Origin of the sequence: Streptomyces sp. WM6372 (assembly GCF_001279655.1) — a bacterium.
GTDB lineage: Bacteria > Actinomycetota > Actinomycetes > Streptomycetales > Streptomycetaceae > Streptomyces.
In genome coordinates this window covers 1-16,908 of sequence record NZ_LGDB01000225.1, presented here as the reverse complement: position 1 = coordinate 16,908, position 16,908 = coordinate 1, and the positions used below count along the sequence as shown (strand labels likewise).

15 protein-coding genes are annotated in these 16,908 nt (G+C 73.5%); 7 read left to right on the top strand and 8 right to left on the bottom strand.

The window, feature by feature from the left end; genetic code table 11:
• The first annotated feature begins 176 nt into the window (after positions 1-176).
• Genes ADK52_RS32450 through ADK52_RS32435 form a run of 4 tightly spaced genes read left to right on the top strand, consistent with a single transcriptional unit; the run spans position 177 to position 4,428 of the window.
• Positions 177-2,939, top strand: coding sequence for a nitrate- and nitrite sensing domain-containing protein (locus ADK52_RS32450; protein WP_420714967.1), 2,763 nt, complete (start codon positions 177-179; stop codon positions 2,937-2,939).
• Complete coding sequence (locus tag ADK52_RS32445) at positions 2,936-3,373, top strand: roadblock/LC7 domain-containing protein (protein WP_053693440.1); 438 nt, start codon at positions 2,936-2,938, stop codon at positions 3,371-3,373. The genes ADK52_RS32450 and ADK52_RS32445 overlap by 4 nt, the downstream gene beginning before the upstream one ends.
• Positions 3,374-3,383: 10 nt before the next feature.
• Positions 3,384-3,821 (top strand): DUF742 domain-containing protein, encoded by a 438-nt coding sequence (locus ADK52_RS32440; protein WP_078988768.1) that lies wholly within the window; start codon positions 3,384-3,386, stop codon positions 3,819-3,821.
• Positions 3,802-4,428 (top strand): GTP-binding protein, encoded by a 627-nt coding sequence (locus ADK52_RS32435; RefSeq protein ID WP_053693439.1) that lies wholly within the window; start codon positions 3,802-3,804, stop codon positions 4,426-4,428. Before ADK52_RS32440 ends, ADK52_RS32435 begins: the two co-directional genes overlap by 20 nt.
• A 329-nt stretch (positions 4,429-4,757) precedes the next feature.
• Here ADK52_RS32435 and ADK52_RS32430 read toward each other — a convergent pair whose 3' ends face one another.
• Genes ADK52_RS32430 through ADK52_RS32420 form a run of 3 tightly spaced genes read right to left on the bottom strand, consistent with a single transcriptional unit; the run spans position 4,758 to position 6,843 of the window.
• Complete coding sequence (locus tag ADK52_RS32430) at positions 4,758-5,948, bottom strand: lipid-transfer protein (protein ID WP_053693438.1); 1,191 nt, start codon at positions 5,946-5,948, stop codon at positions 4,758-4,760.
• Positions 5,945-6,433, bottom strand: coding sequence for a Zn-ribbon domain-containing OB-fold protein (locus ADK52_RS32425; protein ID WP_053693437.1), 489 nt, complete (start codon positions 6,431-6,433; stop codon positions 5,945-5,947). Before ADK52_RS32425 ends, ADK52_RS32430 begins: the two co-directional genes overlap by 4 nt.
• A 41-nt stretch (positions 6,434-6,474) precedes the next feature.
• Positions 6,475-6,843 (bottom strand): DUF962 domain-containing protein, encoded by a 369-nt coding sequence (locus ADK52_RS32420; RefSeq protein ID WP_053693436.1) that lies wholly within the window; start codon positions 6,841-6,843, stop codon positions 6,475-6,477.
• 128 nt (positions 6,844-6,971) lie between these two features.
• Between ADK52_RS32420 and ADK52_RS32415 the strand changes: the two genes are divergently transcribed.
• Positions 6,972-7,484 carry an NUDIX domain-containing protein gene (locus ADK52_RS32415; protein ID WP_053693435.1) on the top strand — a complete coding sequence of 171 codons (513 nt, stop codon included), beginning with the start codon at positions 6,972-6,974 and terminating at the stop codon, positions 7,482-7,484.
• A 92-nt stretch (positions 7,485-7,576) separates the two neighbouring features.
• Here the strand turns inward: ADK52_RS32415 and ADK52_RS32410 are convergent, their stop codons facing one another.
• Both ADK52_RS32410 and ADK52_RS32405 read right to left on the bottom strand, forming a co-directional pair.
• Complete coding sequence (locus ADK52_RS32410) at positions 7,577-7,828, bottom strand: hypothetical protein (RefSeq protein ID WP_053693434.1); 252 nt, start codon at positions 7,826-7,828, stop codon at positions 7,577-7,579.
• A gap of 555 nt (positions 7,829-8,383) precedes the next feature.
• Complete coding sequence (locus ADK52_RS32405) at positions 8,384-10,837, bottom strand: glycoside hydrolase family 31 protein (RefSeq protein WP_078988767.1); 2,454 nt, start codon at positions 10,835-10,837, stop codon at positions 8,384-8,386.
• Between the two features lie 208 nt (positions 10,838-11,045).
• Between ADK52_RS32405 and ADK52_RS32400 the strand changes: the two genes are divergently transcribed.
• Complete coding sequence (locus tag ADK52_RS32400; RefSeq protein WP_053693433.1) at positions 11,046-13,028, top strand: acetoacetate--CoA ligase; 1,983 nt, start codon at positions 11,046-11,048, stop codon at positions 13,026-13,028.
• A gap of 63 nt (positions 13,029-13,091) precedes the next feature.
• A complete protein-coding gene (locus ADK52_RS32395; RefSeq protein WP_053693432.1) occupies positions 13,092-14,054 on the top strand; it encodes a hypothetical protein in 963 nt (320 codons plus the stop codon).
• A gap of 108 nt (positions 14,055-14,162) precedes the next feature.
• Here ADK52_RS32395 and ptsP read toward each other — a convergent pair whose 3' ends face one another.
• The 3 genes from ptsP to ADK52_RS44110 form a co-directional block, all read right to left on the bottom strand.
• Positions 14,163-15,833, bottom strand: coding sequence for a phosphoenolpyruvate--protein phosphotransferase (ptsP, locus tag ADK52_RS32390; protein WP_053693431.1), 1,671 nt, complete (start codon positions 15,831-15,833; stop codon positions 14,163-14,165).
• Between the two features lie 75 nt (positions 15,834-15,908).
• On the bottom strand, positions 15,909-16,358 hold the full coding sequence (locus ADK52_RS32385) for a PTS sugar transporter subunit IIA (protein WP_053693430.1): 450 nt from the start codon (positions 16,356-16,358) through the stop codon (positions 15,909-15,911).
• A 336-nt stretch (positions 16,359-16,694) separates the two neighbouring features.
• A partial coding sequence (locus tag ADK52_RS44110) for a hypothetical protein (protein WP_234344346.1) occupies positions 16,695-16,908 on the bottom strand: 214 nt, incomplete at its 5' end.

Here is a 16,908-nt window from a genome sequence, read left to right as displayed (position 1 = left end):
GATCTACGCCTAGAGCCCCGGCCGAAAACGTCCGGACACGCCTTCGAAGCCGCTCCCCGGCAGTAGTAGGCTCACGCCGTTTAAATGACGGAACACCGACCCCCGACAACGGGGTTGAGCTGGGGGAGGCTGGGGAGGCCATGCGCTTTCGCGGGAAGTCCATCCGCCGGAAGATCGTGGCGTTGCTCCTTGTGCCGCTCGTCTCCCTCACCGCCCTCTGGGGCTTCGCGACCGTGCTCACCGGCCGCCAGGCCCTCGAACTCCTCGACGTGGCCTACGTCATCGACAAGGTCGGCTACCCCGTCGAAGACGTCGTCCGCGTCATCCAGAAGGAACGCCGCCAGACCCTCGTCGTCCTCGGCGACCCCCGCGCCTCCACCGCCACCGCCGAACTCACCAAGCGCCGCGCCGCCACCGACGAACTCGTCGACCGCATCAGCAAGAACGCCAAAGACCCCGAGGTCTCCGACGAGCTCGCCCCGGAGGCCGCCCAGCGCCTCGACTCCATCCTCGACGCCTTCCACGGCATCGGGGCACTGCGCCGCTCCGTCGACCAGAACACCCTCGACCCGAACCAGGCGCTGGAGCTCTACAGCCGGCTCGTCGACCCCTGCTACGACTTCCTCCTGAACCTCCACGCCCTCGAGAACGTGGAGATGGACAAGCAGGGCCGCGCCCTGGTCGGCATCACCCGCGCCCGCGAGACGCTCTCCCGCGAGGACGCCGTCATCGCGGCCGCCCTCGCCGCCCGCAACGTCACCCCGGCGGACGTCCGGCACGTCTCCGACTTCGCCGCCAACCGCGCGCTGCTCTACGAGTTCAACCTCGCGATCCTCCCGGCCGACGACCGCGAGCAGTTCGAGCAGTACTGGGGCGGCCCCGAGACCAAGCCGCTGCGCGACGCCGAGGAGCGGTTCATCACCGGCGGCACGGGCAAGAACCCGCGCATCACCGCCGCCCAGTGGGACGAGGCCGCGAACAAGGTCCTCGACGACCTCGCCGCCATGGGCACCGCCGCCGGCGACCGCTACCAGAAGCGCGTCGAACCCGTCGCCATGGACGTCCTCGTCCAGGCGGCCATCGCCGGCGTCCTCGGCTTCATCGCCCTCGTCTTCTCCGTCGTCCTCTCCGTACGCATCGGCCGCGACCTGGTCCGCGACCTCTCCCGGCTCCGCAAGGAGGCCCACGAGGTCTCCGGCGTCCGGCTGCCCGCCGTCATGCGCCGCCTCGCCGCCGGCGAACACGTGGACATCGAGACCGAGGCCCCGCGCCTGGAGTACGAGAAGGACGAGGTCGGCCAGGTCGGCCAGGCCCTCAACACCCTCCAGCGCGCCGCCGTCGAGGCCGCCGTCAAGCAGGCCGAGCTCCGCCGGGGCGTCTCCGAGGTGTTCGTCAACCTCGCCCGCCGCAACCAGGTCCTCCTGCACCGCCAGCTGACCCTGCTCGACACCATGGAGCGGCGCACCGAGGACACCGAGGAGCTCGCCGACCTCTTCCGCCTCGACCACATGACCACCCGCATGCGCCGCCACGCCGAAGGCCTCGTGATCCTCTCCGGCGCGGCCCCCTCCCGCCAGTGGCGCAAGCCCGTCCAGCTCATGGACGTCGTACGGGCCGCCGTCGCCGAGGTCGAGGACTACGAGCGCATCGAGGTACGGAGGCTGCCGCGGCTCGGCATAGCCGGCCCCGCCGTCGCCGACGTCACCCACCTCGTCGCCGAACTCCTGGAGAACGCCACGGTGTTCTCCCCGCCGCACACCGCCGTCCAGGTGCACGGCGAACGCGTGGCCAACGGCTTCACCCTCGAAATCCACGACCGCGGCCTCGGCATGAACCCGGAGGCGCTGCTCGACGCGAACCTCCGGCTCGCCGAGACCCCCGAGTTCGAGCTCTCCGACACCGACCGCCTCGGCCTGTTCGTCGTCAGCCGCCTCGCCCAGCGCCACGACGTGAAGGTCGTCCTCCAGCCCAGCCCGTACGGCGGCACCACCGCCGTGGTGTTCCTCCCCGCCGCCCTGCTCACCGAGGCCCCCGACACCCACGGCACCGGCCTGCGCCTCGGCGACGGCAAGGGCGGCCGGGCCGGCCTCGGCGCCAGGAACGGCCAGGGCTCCGCCCGGCCCGCCCCGGCCGCCATGGAGCGCGCCCCGGCCGGCCGCTCGCTCGCCGCCCCCGAACCGCGCGGTCCGGTCGAGCTGGAGGCCCCGCTCGGCGTGCTCGGGCTGGACGGCCTCGACGACCCGGCCGCGCTGGACGAGATCACCACCGGGATCGCCGGGCTCACCGGCGTCGGCGGCCGCCCCGCCATGGCCACCCTCGACGACGAGACCCCGCCGAACGGCACCCCGCGCAGCGCCCTGCTGGGGATCCGCCCGGCGGACCGGGCGCACACCGACCGCAAGAGCGGCACCGACCGCAACGGCACCGACCGCAAGGCCGGCCCGGAGCGCGAGCGGGAGCGGGAGCCGCTGGCCCCCACCGGCCCGGTCCGGCTGGACAGCCACCGCGCCGACCCGGTCCGCGGCGGCCGCCCCGACGGGACCCGGTCCCCCGGCGCCGTGCCGCTGCCCCGCCGCAGGCCCACCCCGACGCTGGTCGCCGAGCACGGCCGTCGCGTGGAGCCCCGCCCGGTCACCGCCGTCCCGCAGCCCGCCGCGGAGCCGGCGCCGGCCGCCCAGGGCCCCGGCGGGCTGCCCAAGCGCGTCCGCCAGGCCAACCTGGCACCCCAGCTGAAGAACGCCCAGGCCCCCGCACCCGCCGAAGCCGCCGCGGACCAGCTGGTCCACCGCGACGCGGAAGAGGTACGTACGCGTATGTCCGCACTCCAGCGCGGCTGGACGGCGGGCCGCACCCAGCAGGCACAGCAGCAGTCCGGAACCGGGGCAGGTACTTCCGCCGCCACAGGTCCCGGAAACGAGAACGAGGGGGACGGTCGATGACCGCACCGCAGACCGGCAACGACACCCGGGGCCGCGGCTCCGGTCCGCTCAACTGGCTCCTCGACGAGCTCGTCGACCGGGTCGCCAGCATCCGCAAGGCCGTGGTCCTCTCCGGCGACGGCCTGCCCACGGGCAGCTCGAAGGACCTGACCCGCGAGGACAGCGAGCACCTGGCCGCCGTGGCCTCCGGCTTCCACAGCCTGGCCAAGGGCGTCGGCCGCCACTTCGAGTCCGGCAGCGTCCGCCAGATCGTGGTCGAGCTGGACGAGGCCTTCCTTTTCGTCATGGCCGCCGGCGACGGCAGCTGCCTGGCCGTGCTCTCCGACGCCGACTCCGACGTCGGGCAGGTCGCGTACGAGATGACCCTCATGGTCAAGCGGGTAGGCGACCACCTGGCGACCGCTCCCCGCTCCGGGCTGCCAGCCGGAGGGTGAGGCGGACGGCATGAGCGATCCAGGCCAGAACGATCCGGCCGAGAACGATCCGGGCCGGCCGTACGACCCCGCCCACCCCCACTGGTTCGACGACGAGGCCGGCCCCGTCGTGCGCCCGTACGCCATGACCCGCGGCCGGACCAGCCACGCCGGCCAGCACCGGCTCGACCTGATCGCGCTCGTCGTCGCCGAACCGGCGGCCGACGATCCGGTCTGGGACCTGACCCTGTCCCCCGAGCACTCCCACATCCTCGGGCTGTGCCGGGAGCGGCCGCAGTCGGTCGCGGAACTCGCGGCCGAACTCGACCTCGCGGTCGGGGTCGTACGCGTCCTGATCGGCGATCTGGCCGATGAGGAACTGGTCCATGTGAACCGGCCGGTACCCCCGGCCGAACTGCCCGATGAATCCATTCTGCGTGAGGTGATCGATGGCCTTCGGGCGCTCTAGCCGCACCGGTGCCATGCATGCCGTGTCACCGGTCGAGCCGCTGACCCTGAAGATCCTGGTCGCGGGCGGCTTCGGGGTGGGCAAGACCACCCTGGTCAGTGCGGTGAGCGAGATCAGACCGCTGCGGACCGAGGAACTGCTGTCCGAGCCGGGCATCGGCATCGACGACACCGGGGGAGTGGAGGGCAAGAGCACCACCACCGTGGCGATGGACTTCGGTCGCATCACGCTGCGCGAGGACCTGGTGCTGTACCTGTTCGGCACGCCCGGGCAGGACCGGTTCTGGTTCCTGTGGGACGAGCTGGCCCAGGGCGCGCTCGGCGCCGTGGTCCTCGCCGACACCCGCCGCCTCGCCGACTGCTTCGCCGCCGTCGACTACTTCGAGCGGCGGGGGATCCCGTTCACGGTCGCCGTCAACTGCTTCGACGGGGCAGAACGCCATCCGGTGGTGACCGTAAGGGAGGCGCTCGACCTCGATCCCGAGGTGCCGGTCCTGCTGTGCGACGCCCGGGACCGGGAGTCCGTCAAGGACGTGCTGGTGGGGGTCGTGGAACACGCGATGTCGCTGGCCCGGGCCCGCCGCCGGAGCCTGACCGCGGGGAGCTGAGGCCCCGGGCTCACAGGAGGCGGCCCGTACCCCCGCCGACTGGGGTACGGGCCGCGGCTCTCATGGGGGGACGGGGGCCCCGGCCGCGGCGTCGTACGCGGCGGGAGGCTGTGGAGCGAGTGTGAACCTGCCCCCGGGGGCCGTCAAGCGTTCGGACAACAGCCCCTGTTCAGGGTCCGCCCCGGGCGGCCCGCCGTCACCCGGGCGTAGCCGCCGGCGTCACGGAACCGCCTCCGTCACCGCTCCGGACACGGCCCCGGTCACCGGCCCGTCTTCGCTCCGGACACGGCCCCGGTCACCGGCCCGTCATCGCTCCGGTCACCGCCCCGTCACCGCACCGCGACGACGGCCGATCCGTGCCCGAACAGCCCCTGGTTCGCGGTGATTCCCGCCCGGGCCCCCGCCACCTGCCGCTCCCCGGCCGTGCCGCGCAGCTGCCAGGTCAGCTCGCACACCTGGGCGATGGCCTGCGCCGGCACCGCCTCCCCGAAGGAGGCCAGTCCGCCGCTGGTGTTCACCGGCACCCGCCCGCCGAGCGCCGTCGCGCCCTCCCGTACGAGCTTGGCCCCCTCGCCCTCGGCGCACAGGCCGATGTCCTCGTACCACTCCAGCTCCAGGGCGGTGGAGAGGTCGTACACCTCGGCGAGCGAGAGGTCCCCGGGCCCGAGCCCGGCCTCCTCGTACGCGGCCCGCGCGATCGACGACCGGAACGAGCCCGGCGCCGGCCGTACGGCGGTCACCGAGTCCGTGGCGATGTCGGGGAGGTCGAGGACCGTACGGGGGTACGTCGGCGTCACCGTCGAAACGGCCCTGATCCGCACCGGATCGGCGACCCCGCGCGAGCGCGCGAAGTCCATGCTGCTCAGGACCAGCGCCGCGCCCCCGTCCGAGGTGGCGCAGATGTCGAGCAGCCGCAGCGGATCGGCGACGACCGCCGAGTCCGCGACCTCCTCGGCCGTGACGGGTTTGCGGTACCGGGCGAGCGGGTTCAGGGCGCCGGCCGCGGCGTTCTTCACCTTCACCTGCGCGAAATCCTCGAGCGTGTCCCCGTACACGGCCATCCGGCGGCGCGCGTAGAGGGCGAAGTACGCCGGGTTCGTGGCGCCCAGTACGCGGAACCGCAGCCAGTCGGGATCGTCCGGCCGGTTCCCGCCGGCCGGGGCGAAGAACCCCTTGGGCGCCGCGTCCGCGCCGACGACCAGGACGACGTCGGCCAGCCCGGCCAGGATCTGGGCCCGCGCCGCCCCGATGGCCTGGGCCCCGGAGGCGCAGGCCGCGTACACGCTGGTCACCCGCGCGCCCTGCCAGCCGAGGGCCTGGGCGAAGGTCGCGCCGGCCACGTAGCCGGGATATCCGGAGCGCACGGTGTCGGCGCCGACGATCGACTGGACGTCGGCCCATTCCAGCCCGGCGTCGGCGAGCGCGGTCCGGGCCGCGGCCCGCCCGTACTCGACGAAACTGCGGCCCCATTTGCCCCACGGGTGCATACCGGCCCCGAGGACGGCGATGTCGGCGCTCACGCGGCGCCTCCCGTCGGCCTGAACCGCCAGGTGGTCCAGACGGTCCCGGTGTCCGCGTCCGCGTCCGGGTCCTCGGCCGCGTCCTCGTTCAGCACGCCGCCGACCACCTCGACCTCCATCCCGACCGCGAGATCGGCGACGGTGACACCGGGGACCGTCTGCCCGAGCACGACCATCCCCTCGGCCTCCAGCTCCACCGCGACCAGGGTGTACGGCTCCCAGGGCGCGTCCGGGTCGGACACGTACGGCGCGGGCGGCCGGTACCGCCCGTCGGTGTAGGACCACACCCGGCCCCGCGGGGACAGCGGCACCTCGGCGAGCCGGCCGTCTCCGGGGCAGTGCGGATTGCGGCAGTACGCGTCCTCGCGCGGGAAGAACACCGCGGCGCAGGCCGAACACCGGGTGCCGAGCAGCCGGAAGCCGCCGCCCTCCGGCCCGTCCTCGGTGAACCACCCGCTCACTACGGGTGTGCGTGTACGTCCCAAGGGAACCCCTCCCCAGCCGGTCACAGCAATCTGACGGAACGTCAGAAGTCTGTCACGGGGCGGCGGTCCTGACACGGGTTCTCGGCGAGCCACTTCTGCGCGATCGCCCCCAGCTCCGCGTCGCGCCCGGCCAGCATCATCCGGATCATCTGCGCGTCCCCCCGCAACGACCACGCCGGATGCCCGAAGGTGGCCGGGTTGTTCCCCTCGATCAGGAAGTGGGCCGGCCAGGCCGTCCCGTACCCGATCAGGGGCAGGGCGGGGAGGAACCGCTTCCGGCCCCGCGCCAGGCCGTACGCGGTGAGGGCGAGCCCGGTCAGCGTGCCGGTGAGGTGGATCCAGCGGGTGGCGGCGCGGGAGTGCTGGGCGACGTAGTAGGGCCAGAACTCCTCGTACGAAGCGAAAGTCATGCGGGCACGGTACTCACGGCCGGATCGGGGCGACAGGGACCGGGAAGCCGAAGCCGAAGCCGAGCCGAGCCGAAACCGCGGCAGGACAACTGCACGCACCCGCATGCCCCTTGGCATAAGATCGCCGCATGCCGGCACAGCAGAGGGACTCGCACTGCTCCACCTGCGGATCGCGGTTCGACACGACCGCCTGGCCCCGTACGTGCGCCTCGTGCGGGGCCGTCACGTACCGCAACCCGCTCCCGGTGGCCGTCACGCTGCTCCCGGTCGAGGACGAGGCGGGCACCGGGCTGGTGGTGATCACCCGCACCATCGAACCGGCCCTCGGGGGCATCGCCCTGCCCGGCGGTTTCATGGACTTCGGCGAGGACTGGCGCGACGCGGTCGTCCGCGAGCTGCGCGAGGAGACGGGCATCCACGCCCCGGCCTCGCAGGTGACCCTGGCCGACGCCATGAGCTCCCCGGCGGGCCACCTGCTGCTCTTCGGGCTGCTCCCGCCGCGCCCGGCGGCATCCCTCCCGCCGTCGGCCCCGACGGACGAGACCTCGGGCTGGCACGTCCTGCGCACCCCGACGGAGCTGGCCTTCCCCCTCCACACCCGCGCCACGGCAGCCTGGTTCGCGGGCCGCTACACCGGCTGACCGCGGGCGGCCCGGCTCGCACCGAGTGCGACGCTCCGGCGCCCAGCCGACCGGCGCTTGCGGCTCGCGCACATGTGGCGCGCGCCCGCGCCTCACGCCCCCGACAGCAGGACGAAGTCCGCCACGGCCACCACGGCCACGGCCACCGCCGCCGTCACCGCCGGATCGCGCGCCCACGGCGCGCCCAACGGCACCGGCCGGACCCGCATCAACGCCCCCGCGGCCATCGGGAGCACCGCGCTCGCCGCCGCGCCCGCCCGGACCACTCCGAAGCCGGGGGCCGACGCCAGGTGGCCGCTGAGCCACCCGTGGGCCGGCGGGGCCGGCGGCGCCGAGACCGGCACGGGCCGTCAGCCGCCCGAGTACCGCCACGGGCCTGAAGAGCAGCAGCCCGTGCAGGAACCCCGCCGCCACCGCGGCGACCGACCCCACCCCGAACACCACCAGGGACGCGACCGGCGACGCCTGCCCCGCCGCGCCGAGGGGGACGCCCCTGAGGGGGTGTCTTTCGGATCATGCTCCCCCAGCCACCGCCGGGAGGTGCCCCCAGGCCCGTGGCGTCTGGCGCCGCACTGCGCCGCGTTCTCGTCAGTCGCCGACGTCCCCCGGCTACCGCTGGGAGGTGCGCCCCCACCGCGTCGACTCCCTCCTCGGCCTTGCGATGCACGGCACCAGACGCCACGGGCTGATCCGGCCTGATCCAAAAGACCCCCCAGCAGCCCCCACGCCAGGAGCGGCTGGCAGGCGCCCACGAGCTCGGATCCCGGCCGATGTCCCAGCCGCGCGAACGGCTGCCGGCCGCATTCGCCCCGACCACCACCGACCCCCTGCCCGAGGTTCCGACGGCGGCGTGGCCGTTCCGCGCGCAGGGGCATATCCTCCGGCCGCCTGGACCGGCCCTAGAGCCGCCCCGGAATACCTTGAGAGGGTCCTTGCGCCGACCCGTGAGCGGATCCTTGAGGCGATCCTTGCGCCGTCCCGAGCCCGAGCCCGGGACCGAGCCCCCGCACCTCCACCCCCTCCACCGGATCGCCGGCCTCGTTCTCCACCACCACCGCGTCCTCCACCCACCGCACCGCGTACCGCTCGACCCCGCCCGCCTCGAACCCCGGTCCCGGGTCCCGGATCACCACCCCGCCGCCCGTGCGCCCCCGGGCCGGAGCCCACGCCTCCAACGCCACCCCGCCGTCGCCGGCCCGGCGGACCGGCAGGACCGCGCCCGCCCGGGCCAGCACCGGGATCCGCCCCCGCGGGGCGTCCAGCAGGACCTGCCCGGGGCCCTCGTACGCCGTCCCCGTCTCGGTGTCGTACCAGCGCCCCCGCGGCAGCCGCACCGCCCGCCGGTCCGCCCCGCACTCCAGCACCGGCGCCACCAGCAGCGCGTCGCCGAGCAGGAACGCGTCCTCGCAGTCCCGCAGCGCCCGGTCCTCCGGAGCCCCCCACCACAGCGGCCGTACGTACGGGGCCCCCGTCCGCCGCGCCAGCTGGGCCAGCGTCAGGAAGTACGGCCGCAGCCGCTCCCGCTCCGCCAGCACGGCCCGCGCCGCCTCCTCCACCTCCGGCCCGAACTCCCACGGCTCCCGCCGCCCGGCCCAGATCGCCGAGTGGGTCCGGAACAGCGGCAGGTACGACCCCAGCTGGAGCCACCGCAGATACAGCTCCGGCGACGGCGAGCCCCCGAAGCCGCCGACGTCCGGGCCCGAGTACGGCACCCCGCACAGGCCGAGCCCCAGCACCAGCGCCAGCGAGGCCCGCAGCCCCTCCCAGCCGGTCTCCACGTCCCCGGACCAGGTGCCCCCGTACCTCTGCATCCCCGCCCACCCCGACCGGGAGAACAGGAACGGCCGTTCCGCCGGGCGCAGCCGGACCAGCCCCTCCCAGCCCGCCCGCGCCATCCCGAGCGCGTACACGTTGTGCGCGGACCGGTGGTCCCCGCCCGCGCCGTCCATCGCGTGCCGCGCCGAACGGGGCAGCGTCATGTCCCCGAACGGCGCGAAGGACACCGGCTCGTTCATGTCGTGCCACACCCCGGCGAACCCCTGCTCCAGCCGCTCCGCGTACAGCCCGCCCCACCAGCCGCGCACCGCCGGATCCGTGAAGTCCGGGTACGCGCACTCGCCGGGCCAGACCTCGCCCCGCACCTCCTGCCCCCGCGCGTCCCGTACGAAGGCCCCGCCCGCCCCCACCGCGCGGCCCGCCTCGTGGACGGCGTCGCCCGCCTTCACCGCCGGGTCGACGATCGACACGAGCCGTACGCCCTGCTCCGCCAGCTCCCGCGCCAGCCCGGGCAGATCCGGGAACCGCTCCTTGTCCACCGTGAAGACACGGTGCTCGTCGTAGTGGTCGATGTCCAGGTGCACGGCCGACAGCGGGAGCCCGCGCGCGGTGTAGCCCGACACCACCCGCCGCACCTCCTGCGCGCTCCCGAACCCCCACCGCGCGTGCTGGTACCCGAGCGCCCATTCCGGCGGTACGGCGGCCCCGCCCGTCAGCCCCGACCAGCCCTGCAGCACCCGCGCCGGCGTCCCCACCAGCACCCAGCAGCGCAGCGGCCCGCCCTCCATGCGCAGCTCGCTCGCCCCCGGCCGGTCCGCCCCCGAGCCGGCGCCCTCCTCGCCCTCGCGCAGCGCCACCCGGCCGTCCCAGGAGTTGTCGTGGAACACCAGGTGGGTACCCGCGTCCGCCACCACCATCTGCACCGGCATCGTGATGTACAGCGGATCGTCACCCGGCCCGAAGCCGCCCTTGGGGTCCGTGTTCCACAGCCGGTACACCCCGTCGCGCAGCCGCGGACCGCCGGCCCGCCCGCCCAACCCGAAGAACCGCGCGTCCGCCGGCACCTCCGCCCGCTGGAGCCACCGCGATTCGACGGGCTCCCCGGCGACCGGCTCCGCCGGTTCCCACCAGCGCGGCGGCAGCTCCCGGCGCAGCACCGTCCCGCCGGGCGTGCGGACCTCGATCGCCCCGTGCCGGGACACCGCCACCGTCACCCGCTCCGACACCACCCGCCAGCCGCCGCCGGTGTCCGGCTCCAGCACGGCCCGCGGATCGGGCTCCGGGCCGCTGCCGACCAGCGCGTACGAGGGCGTCGGCCCGGCCCCGTCCCAGCCCCAGAACACCGCGCCGCCCGCCGTGACCCGTACGAGGAGCTCCGAGCGGGTGAACCGGAGCACCCCGCCGCCGGGCCGTGCCTCCGTACCGGTCAGCAGGCCCGGCACGCGGGCCCGTTCCGCGCCCCGGCGCGGGAGCCCCAGCGCGTCCGCGCGCCGGTTGCGCAGGGCCGAGCGCCACGCGCGCCGCCCGCGCTCCGTACCGATTTCCTTCACCGCACGCACCAGATCGCGACCGTTCATGCTGCTCACCCTGCCACCGGCCGCCCGGCGAGCGGGCGGCGTTCAACTTCCGTTCACTCGTCCAAGAGGCCCCTGGTGCGGAGGTGGATCACATGGCATGGTCCCTGTGGGCCGCCGCGCACACCCACCGCGCGGCGGCGCCGTACGCACGCCACGCACACATCACGCACACGACGCGCGAGCCGCAGACTTGACCGGGAGCCGACCCATGACCTCAGCCACCCCGCCGGAAGCCCTCTGGTCCCCGGGCCCCGAGCGGATCGCCGCGGCCCGCATCACCGCCTTCCAGGCCTGGGCCGCGGAGCGGTTCGGAGCCCCCGCGGACGGCGGCTACCCCGCACTGCACAGCTGGTCCGTCGACGAGCTCGACACCTTCTGGCAGGCCGTCGCCGAGTGGTTCGACGTCCGGTTCACCACCCCGTACGAGTCCGTCCTCGCGGACCGCTCCATGCCGGGCGCGCACTGGTTCCCGGGCGCCACCCTCAACTACGCCGAGCACGCCCTGCGCGCCGCCGAGGATCCGGCGCGCGCGGACGAGGCCGCCCTGCTGTACGTGGACGAGACCCACGAGGCCACCCCCGTCACCTGGGCCGAGCTCCGCCGCCAGGTCGGCGCACTCGCCGCCGAGCTGCGCGCCCTCGGCGTACGCCCCGGCGACCGAGTGAGCGGCTACCTCCCCAACATCCCCGAGGCCGTCACCGCGCTCCTCGCCACCGCCGCCGTCGGCGCCGTGTGGACCTCCTGCGCCCCCGACTTCGGCGCCCGCAGCGTCCTCGACCGCTTCCAGCAGGTCGAGCCGGTGGTCCTGTTCACCGTCGACGGCTACCGCTACGGCGGCAAGGAGCACGACCGCCGCGACACCGTCGCCGAACTGCGCGCCGAGCTCCCCTCGCTGCGCGCCGTCGTCCACATCCCGCTGCTCGGCACGGAGGCCCCCGAAGGAGCCGTCGCCTGGTCGGACCTGACCTCCGGCACCGACGAGCCCGTCTTCGAGGCGGTCCCCTTCGACCACCCGCTCTGGGTGCTCTACTCCTCGGGTACGACGGGCCTGCCGAAGGCGATCGTGCAGTCCCAGGGCGGCATCCTCCTGGAGCACCTGAAGCAGCTCGGCCTGCACTGCGACCTCGGCCCCGAGGACCGGTTCTTCTGGTACACCTCCACCGGCTGGATGATGTGGAACTTCCTCGTCTCCGGCCTGCTCACCGGGACGACGGTCATCCTGTACGACGGCAGCCCGGGCTATCCCGACACCGGGGCCCAGTGGCGGATCGCGGAGCGGACCGGGGCCACCCTGTACGGGACCTCCGCCGCGTACGTCATGGCCTGCCGCAAGGCGGAGGTCCACCCGGGCCGGGACTTCGACCTCTCCGCCGTGAAGTGCGTGGCGACCACGGGCTCCCCGCTGCCGCCCGACGGCTTCCGCTGGCTGCACGACGAGGTGGCGGAAGACCTCTGGATCGCCTCCGTCAGCGGCGGCACCGACGTCTGCAGCTGCTTTGCCGGCGCCGTCCCCACCCTCCCCGTCCACATCGGCGAGCTCCAGGCCGCCTGCCTCGGCACCGACCTCCAGTCCTGGGACCCGTCCGGCAAGCCGCTGGTTGGGGAGGTCGGCGAGCTGGTCGTCACCAACCCGATGCCCTCCATGCCGATCCGCTTCTGGAACGACCCCGACGGCAGCCGCTACCGCGACAGCTACTTCGAGATGTTCCCCGGCGTCTGGCGCCACGGGGACTGGATCACGATCACCGACCGCGGCTCCGTCGTCATCCACGGCCGCTCGGACTCCACTCTCAACCGGCAGGGCGTCCGGATGGGCTCCGCCGACATCTACGAGGCCGTCGAACGCCTCCCCGAGATCAAGGAGTCCCTGGTCATCGGCCTGGAGGAGCCGAACGGGGGCTACTGGATGCCGCTGTTCGTCCACCTCGCACCCGGCGCGACCCTCGACGACGACCTCCGCGGCCGGATCAAGGCGACGATCCGCGAGGAGCTCTCCCCGCGCCACGTCCCCGACGAGGTCATCGAGGTCCCGGCCATCCCGCACACCCTGACGGGCAAGCGCATCGAGGTCCCGGTCAAGCGCCTCCTCCAGGGCACGCCGATGGCGAAGGCGGTCAACCCGGGCTCGGTCGACAACCTCGAACTCCTGCACTTCTACGAGGAGCTCGCCCGCACCCGCACGCGCGACTGAGGTCACTGTCAGTGGCACTGGTTACTGTGAGTGAGCAATCGAATGCGTCACTCAGGGGGAGCCATGCCACGGACACGCCACGACACCAGCCAGACCACCGGGAAGGCCGCGCGGGCCGCGCGAGCCTCGCAGGCCGGTGGCCGCACCACCCGGCGCCGCAAGCTGCGCCGCGAAGTCCCCAGCACCGTCGGCCTCCTGGCCGACGCCGGGGACTTCGCGGCCATGCGCGGCTACCGCAGCTTCACCTTCGACCACCACGACGACTACAGCGACTACCTCCGCCACGTCGACGACCTGCTCCGGTCCCTCGCGGCCCAGGGCATCCACACCACCGTCGCCCTCTTCGACCCCGACGAGTACGCCGAGTTCTGCGGGGAACACGGCATCGACCCGGACACCGTCGAAGCCCGCAGCCGCTTCACGGCCGAACTGGCCGGCGCCGGGGCCGTACTGCCCTACACCGGCCAGCCCATCGACGAGCTCGTCCCGCTCCTCGTCGACGAGGCGGTCCGCCAGGCCACCTGGGAGTGCGCCACCACCCTGCTCGCCGGCGTCGGCAGCTGCGCCGATTGCGGCGAGGACATCGGCCACGCCTCCTTCACCCGCGCGCGCGGGGCGCTCACCCGCCTCGTCGAGGGCGCCGGGCCGGGCCACCACCACCTCGTCTGCAGCGTCCCGACCCAGGACGAACAGCTCGTCGCCGTCCTGCACGCCGAGGTCGTCCCGGACCACCGGGACGGCCCGCCGCGCATCGAGGGCCGCGATGGACTCGACTTCGTGACCGTCCTCGCCGCCGGCCTCGCCCTCGGCGGCCCCGGGGGACTGGTGCTGCGCAGCACCACCGACGGGATCGGCGACCGGGTCCACGGCTGGCGCCTGGACCGCGGCCGTCTGGTCCCGCTCTCGGCGGCTGCCGTGTTCAACGCCTACTGCACGGACGCCGACTCCGGGGACCCTGTGCCCCCCGAGCCCGGCGTCGAATACTGCCCCGGCTACGAGGTGGACGACCCCGCGCCGAACCACTGACAAGGAGGACAGGACCGGACAGGACCGGACAGGACCGGACACGACCGGACACGACCGAGGGGCCCCCGCCACCGGCGAAGGCCCCTCGATCGACACCACCCCGCCCGGCTACTCGCCGGACAGCACCGCCTGGGCGGCCACGCGGGCCTCCTCGGCACTGTCCGCCGCACGTGCCGCGGCCGCGGCACGCTCGCACTGGGCCAGCGTGTACTTGGCGAGCGTCGCCCGCACGTAGGGAATCGAAGCGGCACCCATCGAGAGAGAGGTGACACCCAGACCCGTCAGCACACAGGCCAGCAGCGGGTCGGAAGCGGCCTCGCCACAGACACCGCAGCTCTTGCCCTCCGCCCTGGCGGCCTCGGCCGACATGGCGACCAGGTCGAGCAGCGCCGGCTGCCACGGGTCCTGGAGCCGCGACACCGCACCGACCTGGCGGTCAGCGGCGAACGCGTACTGCGCCAGGTCGTTCGTGCCCAGCGACAGGAACTCGACCTCCTGGAGGATCGAGCGCGCCCGGAGCGCGGCGGAGGGGATCTCCACCATCGCGCCGAACTTCGCCCGCAGCCCGGCCTCGCGGCACGCGTCCGCGAACGCCTTGGCATCCGTCCGGTCGGCCACCATCGGAGCCATGACCTCGAGGTAGACCGGCAGGCCCTCGGCCGCCTTGGCCAGCGCGGTCAGCTGCGTACGCAGCACGTCCGGGTGGTCCAGCAGCGACCGCAGACCGCGCACGCCCAGCGCCGGGTTCGGCTCGTCGGCCGGCGTCAGGAAGTCCAGCGGCTTGTCGGCGCCGGCGTCCAGGACACGTACGACGACACGACCCTCGGGGAAGGCCTCGAGCACCTTGCGGTACGACTCGATCTGCTTCTCCTCGGACGGCGCCTTCTTGCTGTCGTCCAGGAACAGGAACTCGGTGCGGAACAGGCCCACACCCTCGGCCCCGGCCTCCACGGCAGCGGGCACGTCCGCCGGGCCGCCGACGTTGGCCAGCAGCGGCACCTTGTGCCCGTCGGAGGTCGCACCCGGACCGGACGAGGCCGCGAGGGCGGCCTTGCGCTCGGCGGCCGCGGCCTCCAGCTCCGCCCGCTTCTCGGCGGTCGGCTCGACGAACAGGTCACCGGTGCTGCCGTCGACGGCGATGACCGTACCCTCGGCGATCTCACCGGCACCCGGCAGCGCCACGATCGCCGGCACGCCCAGTGCCCGCGCGAGGATCGCGCTGTGACTGGTCGGGCCGCCCTCCTCGGTGACGAAGCCGAGGACGAGCGCCGGGTCGAGCAGCGCGGTGTCGGCGGGGGCCAGGTCCCGCGCGATCAGCACGTACGGCTCGTCGCTGTCCGGCACACCCGGCATCGGCACGCCCAGCAGCCGCGCCACGATGCGGTTCCGCACGTCGTCCAGGTCGGCCACCCGGCCGGCCATGTACTCCCCGGCCCCCGCGAGCAGGTCGCGGTACGAGGCGAACGCGTCGTACACGCCGCGCTCGGCCGTGCTGCCGACGGCGATGCGCCGGTCGACGTCCGCCATCAGCTCGGGGTCCGTGGCGATCATCGCCTGGGCTTCCAGCACGTGCTGGGCCTCGCCGCCTGCCAGCTGGCCGCGTGCGATCAGGTCGGCGGACACAGCCTCCACGGCCTTGCGGGCGCGCCCCTGTTCGCGCTCCGCCTCGTCCGCGGTGATCTGCTTGGCCGGCGGCTCGAGTACCGCCGTGCCCATGTGCCGCACCTCGCCGATCGCCACACCGTGGCTCACGCCGACGCCTCGCAGCGTTGTCTCCATTTCACCCGTCTCCGATTGAGCGGCGGGCCCAGCCGCCGCGGTGGATGTCCGACTCGCCCGTGCAGGCGGACGAGGTCACTGCCAGCTGAACAGGGCGTCGTCGGCCTTCACGTCTCCGGACTCGACGACGGAGGACAGGGAGTCCGCGGTCGCCTCCAGCGCCACGACGGGGCAGATCGGCGACTTGCCGGCGGCCTCGACGGCCTGCGGGTTCCAACGGATGACGGCCTGGCCACGGGTCACGGTGTCGCCCTTGTTGACGAGCAGCTCGAAGCCCTCGCCGTTGAGCTGCACGGTGTCGATCCCGAGGTGGGTGAGTACGCCGTGCCCTTCGCCGTCGACGACTACGTACGCGTGCGGGTGCAGGGAGACGACCACACCGTCGACGGGGGCCACCGCCTCCGACGGCTCGCGCACGGGGTCAATAGCGGTGCCCGGACCCACCATTGCGCCGGAGAACACCGGATCGGGCACTGCCGCGAGTCCGATGGCGCGCCCGGCGAGTGGGGACGTCACGCTGGTCATGGGGGGCCTCCCAGGGGTGGGGCTTCTACGTGTCGCCGTCACAACCTGTGCTGTGACGACGTACTTTCAGAAGGGTATGTCATGACACGTCCCGGTTCGCTCGATGTGCACCCCCTGCGGGAGGGCACGACGCGCGACCGCGACGACGTAGTGGACTAGACCATACGCCTGAATCGATTTGCTTGGGCACCACGGGCCCTGTACTGTCGTGACTCCCGCCAGGACGTGCCGCGTGAACTTCTCGCGAACAGCCGATGGACGGGAATCCTCCTCTTCAGTACAGATCTTGATCCGTGCTGCTCTTCGTATTGCCTTCCCGGTGAATCGAGTGAGTGGTCAGGGAGCTGGAAGAACACTGATAGAGTCGGAATCGCCGGAAAGGGAAAACGCGAAAGCGAAGAACCTGGAAAGCAAGCGGAACTGACTCTGATAGAGTCGGAAACGCAAGAAAGAAGAACGAAAGCCCGGAGGAAAGCCCGAGAGGGTGAGTACAAAGGAAGCGTCCGTTCCTTGAGAACTCAACAGCGTGCCAAAAATCAACGCCAGAAGT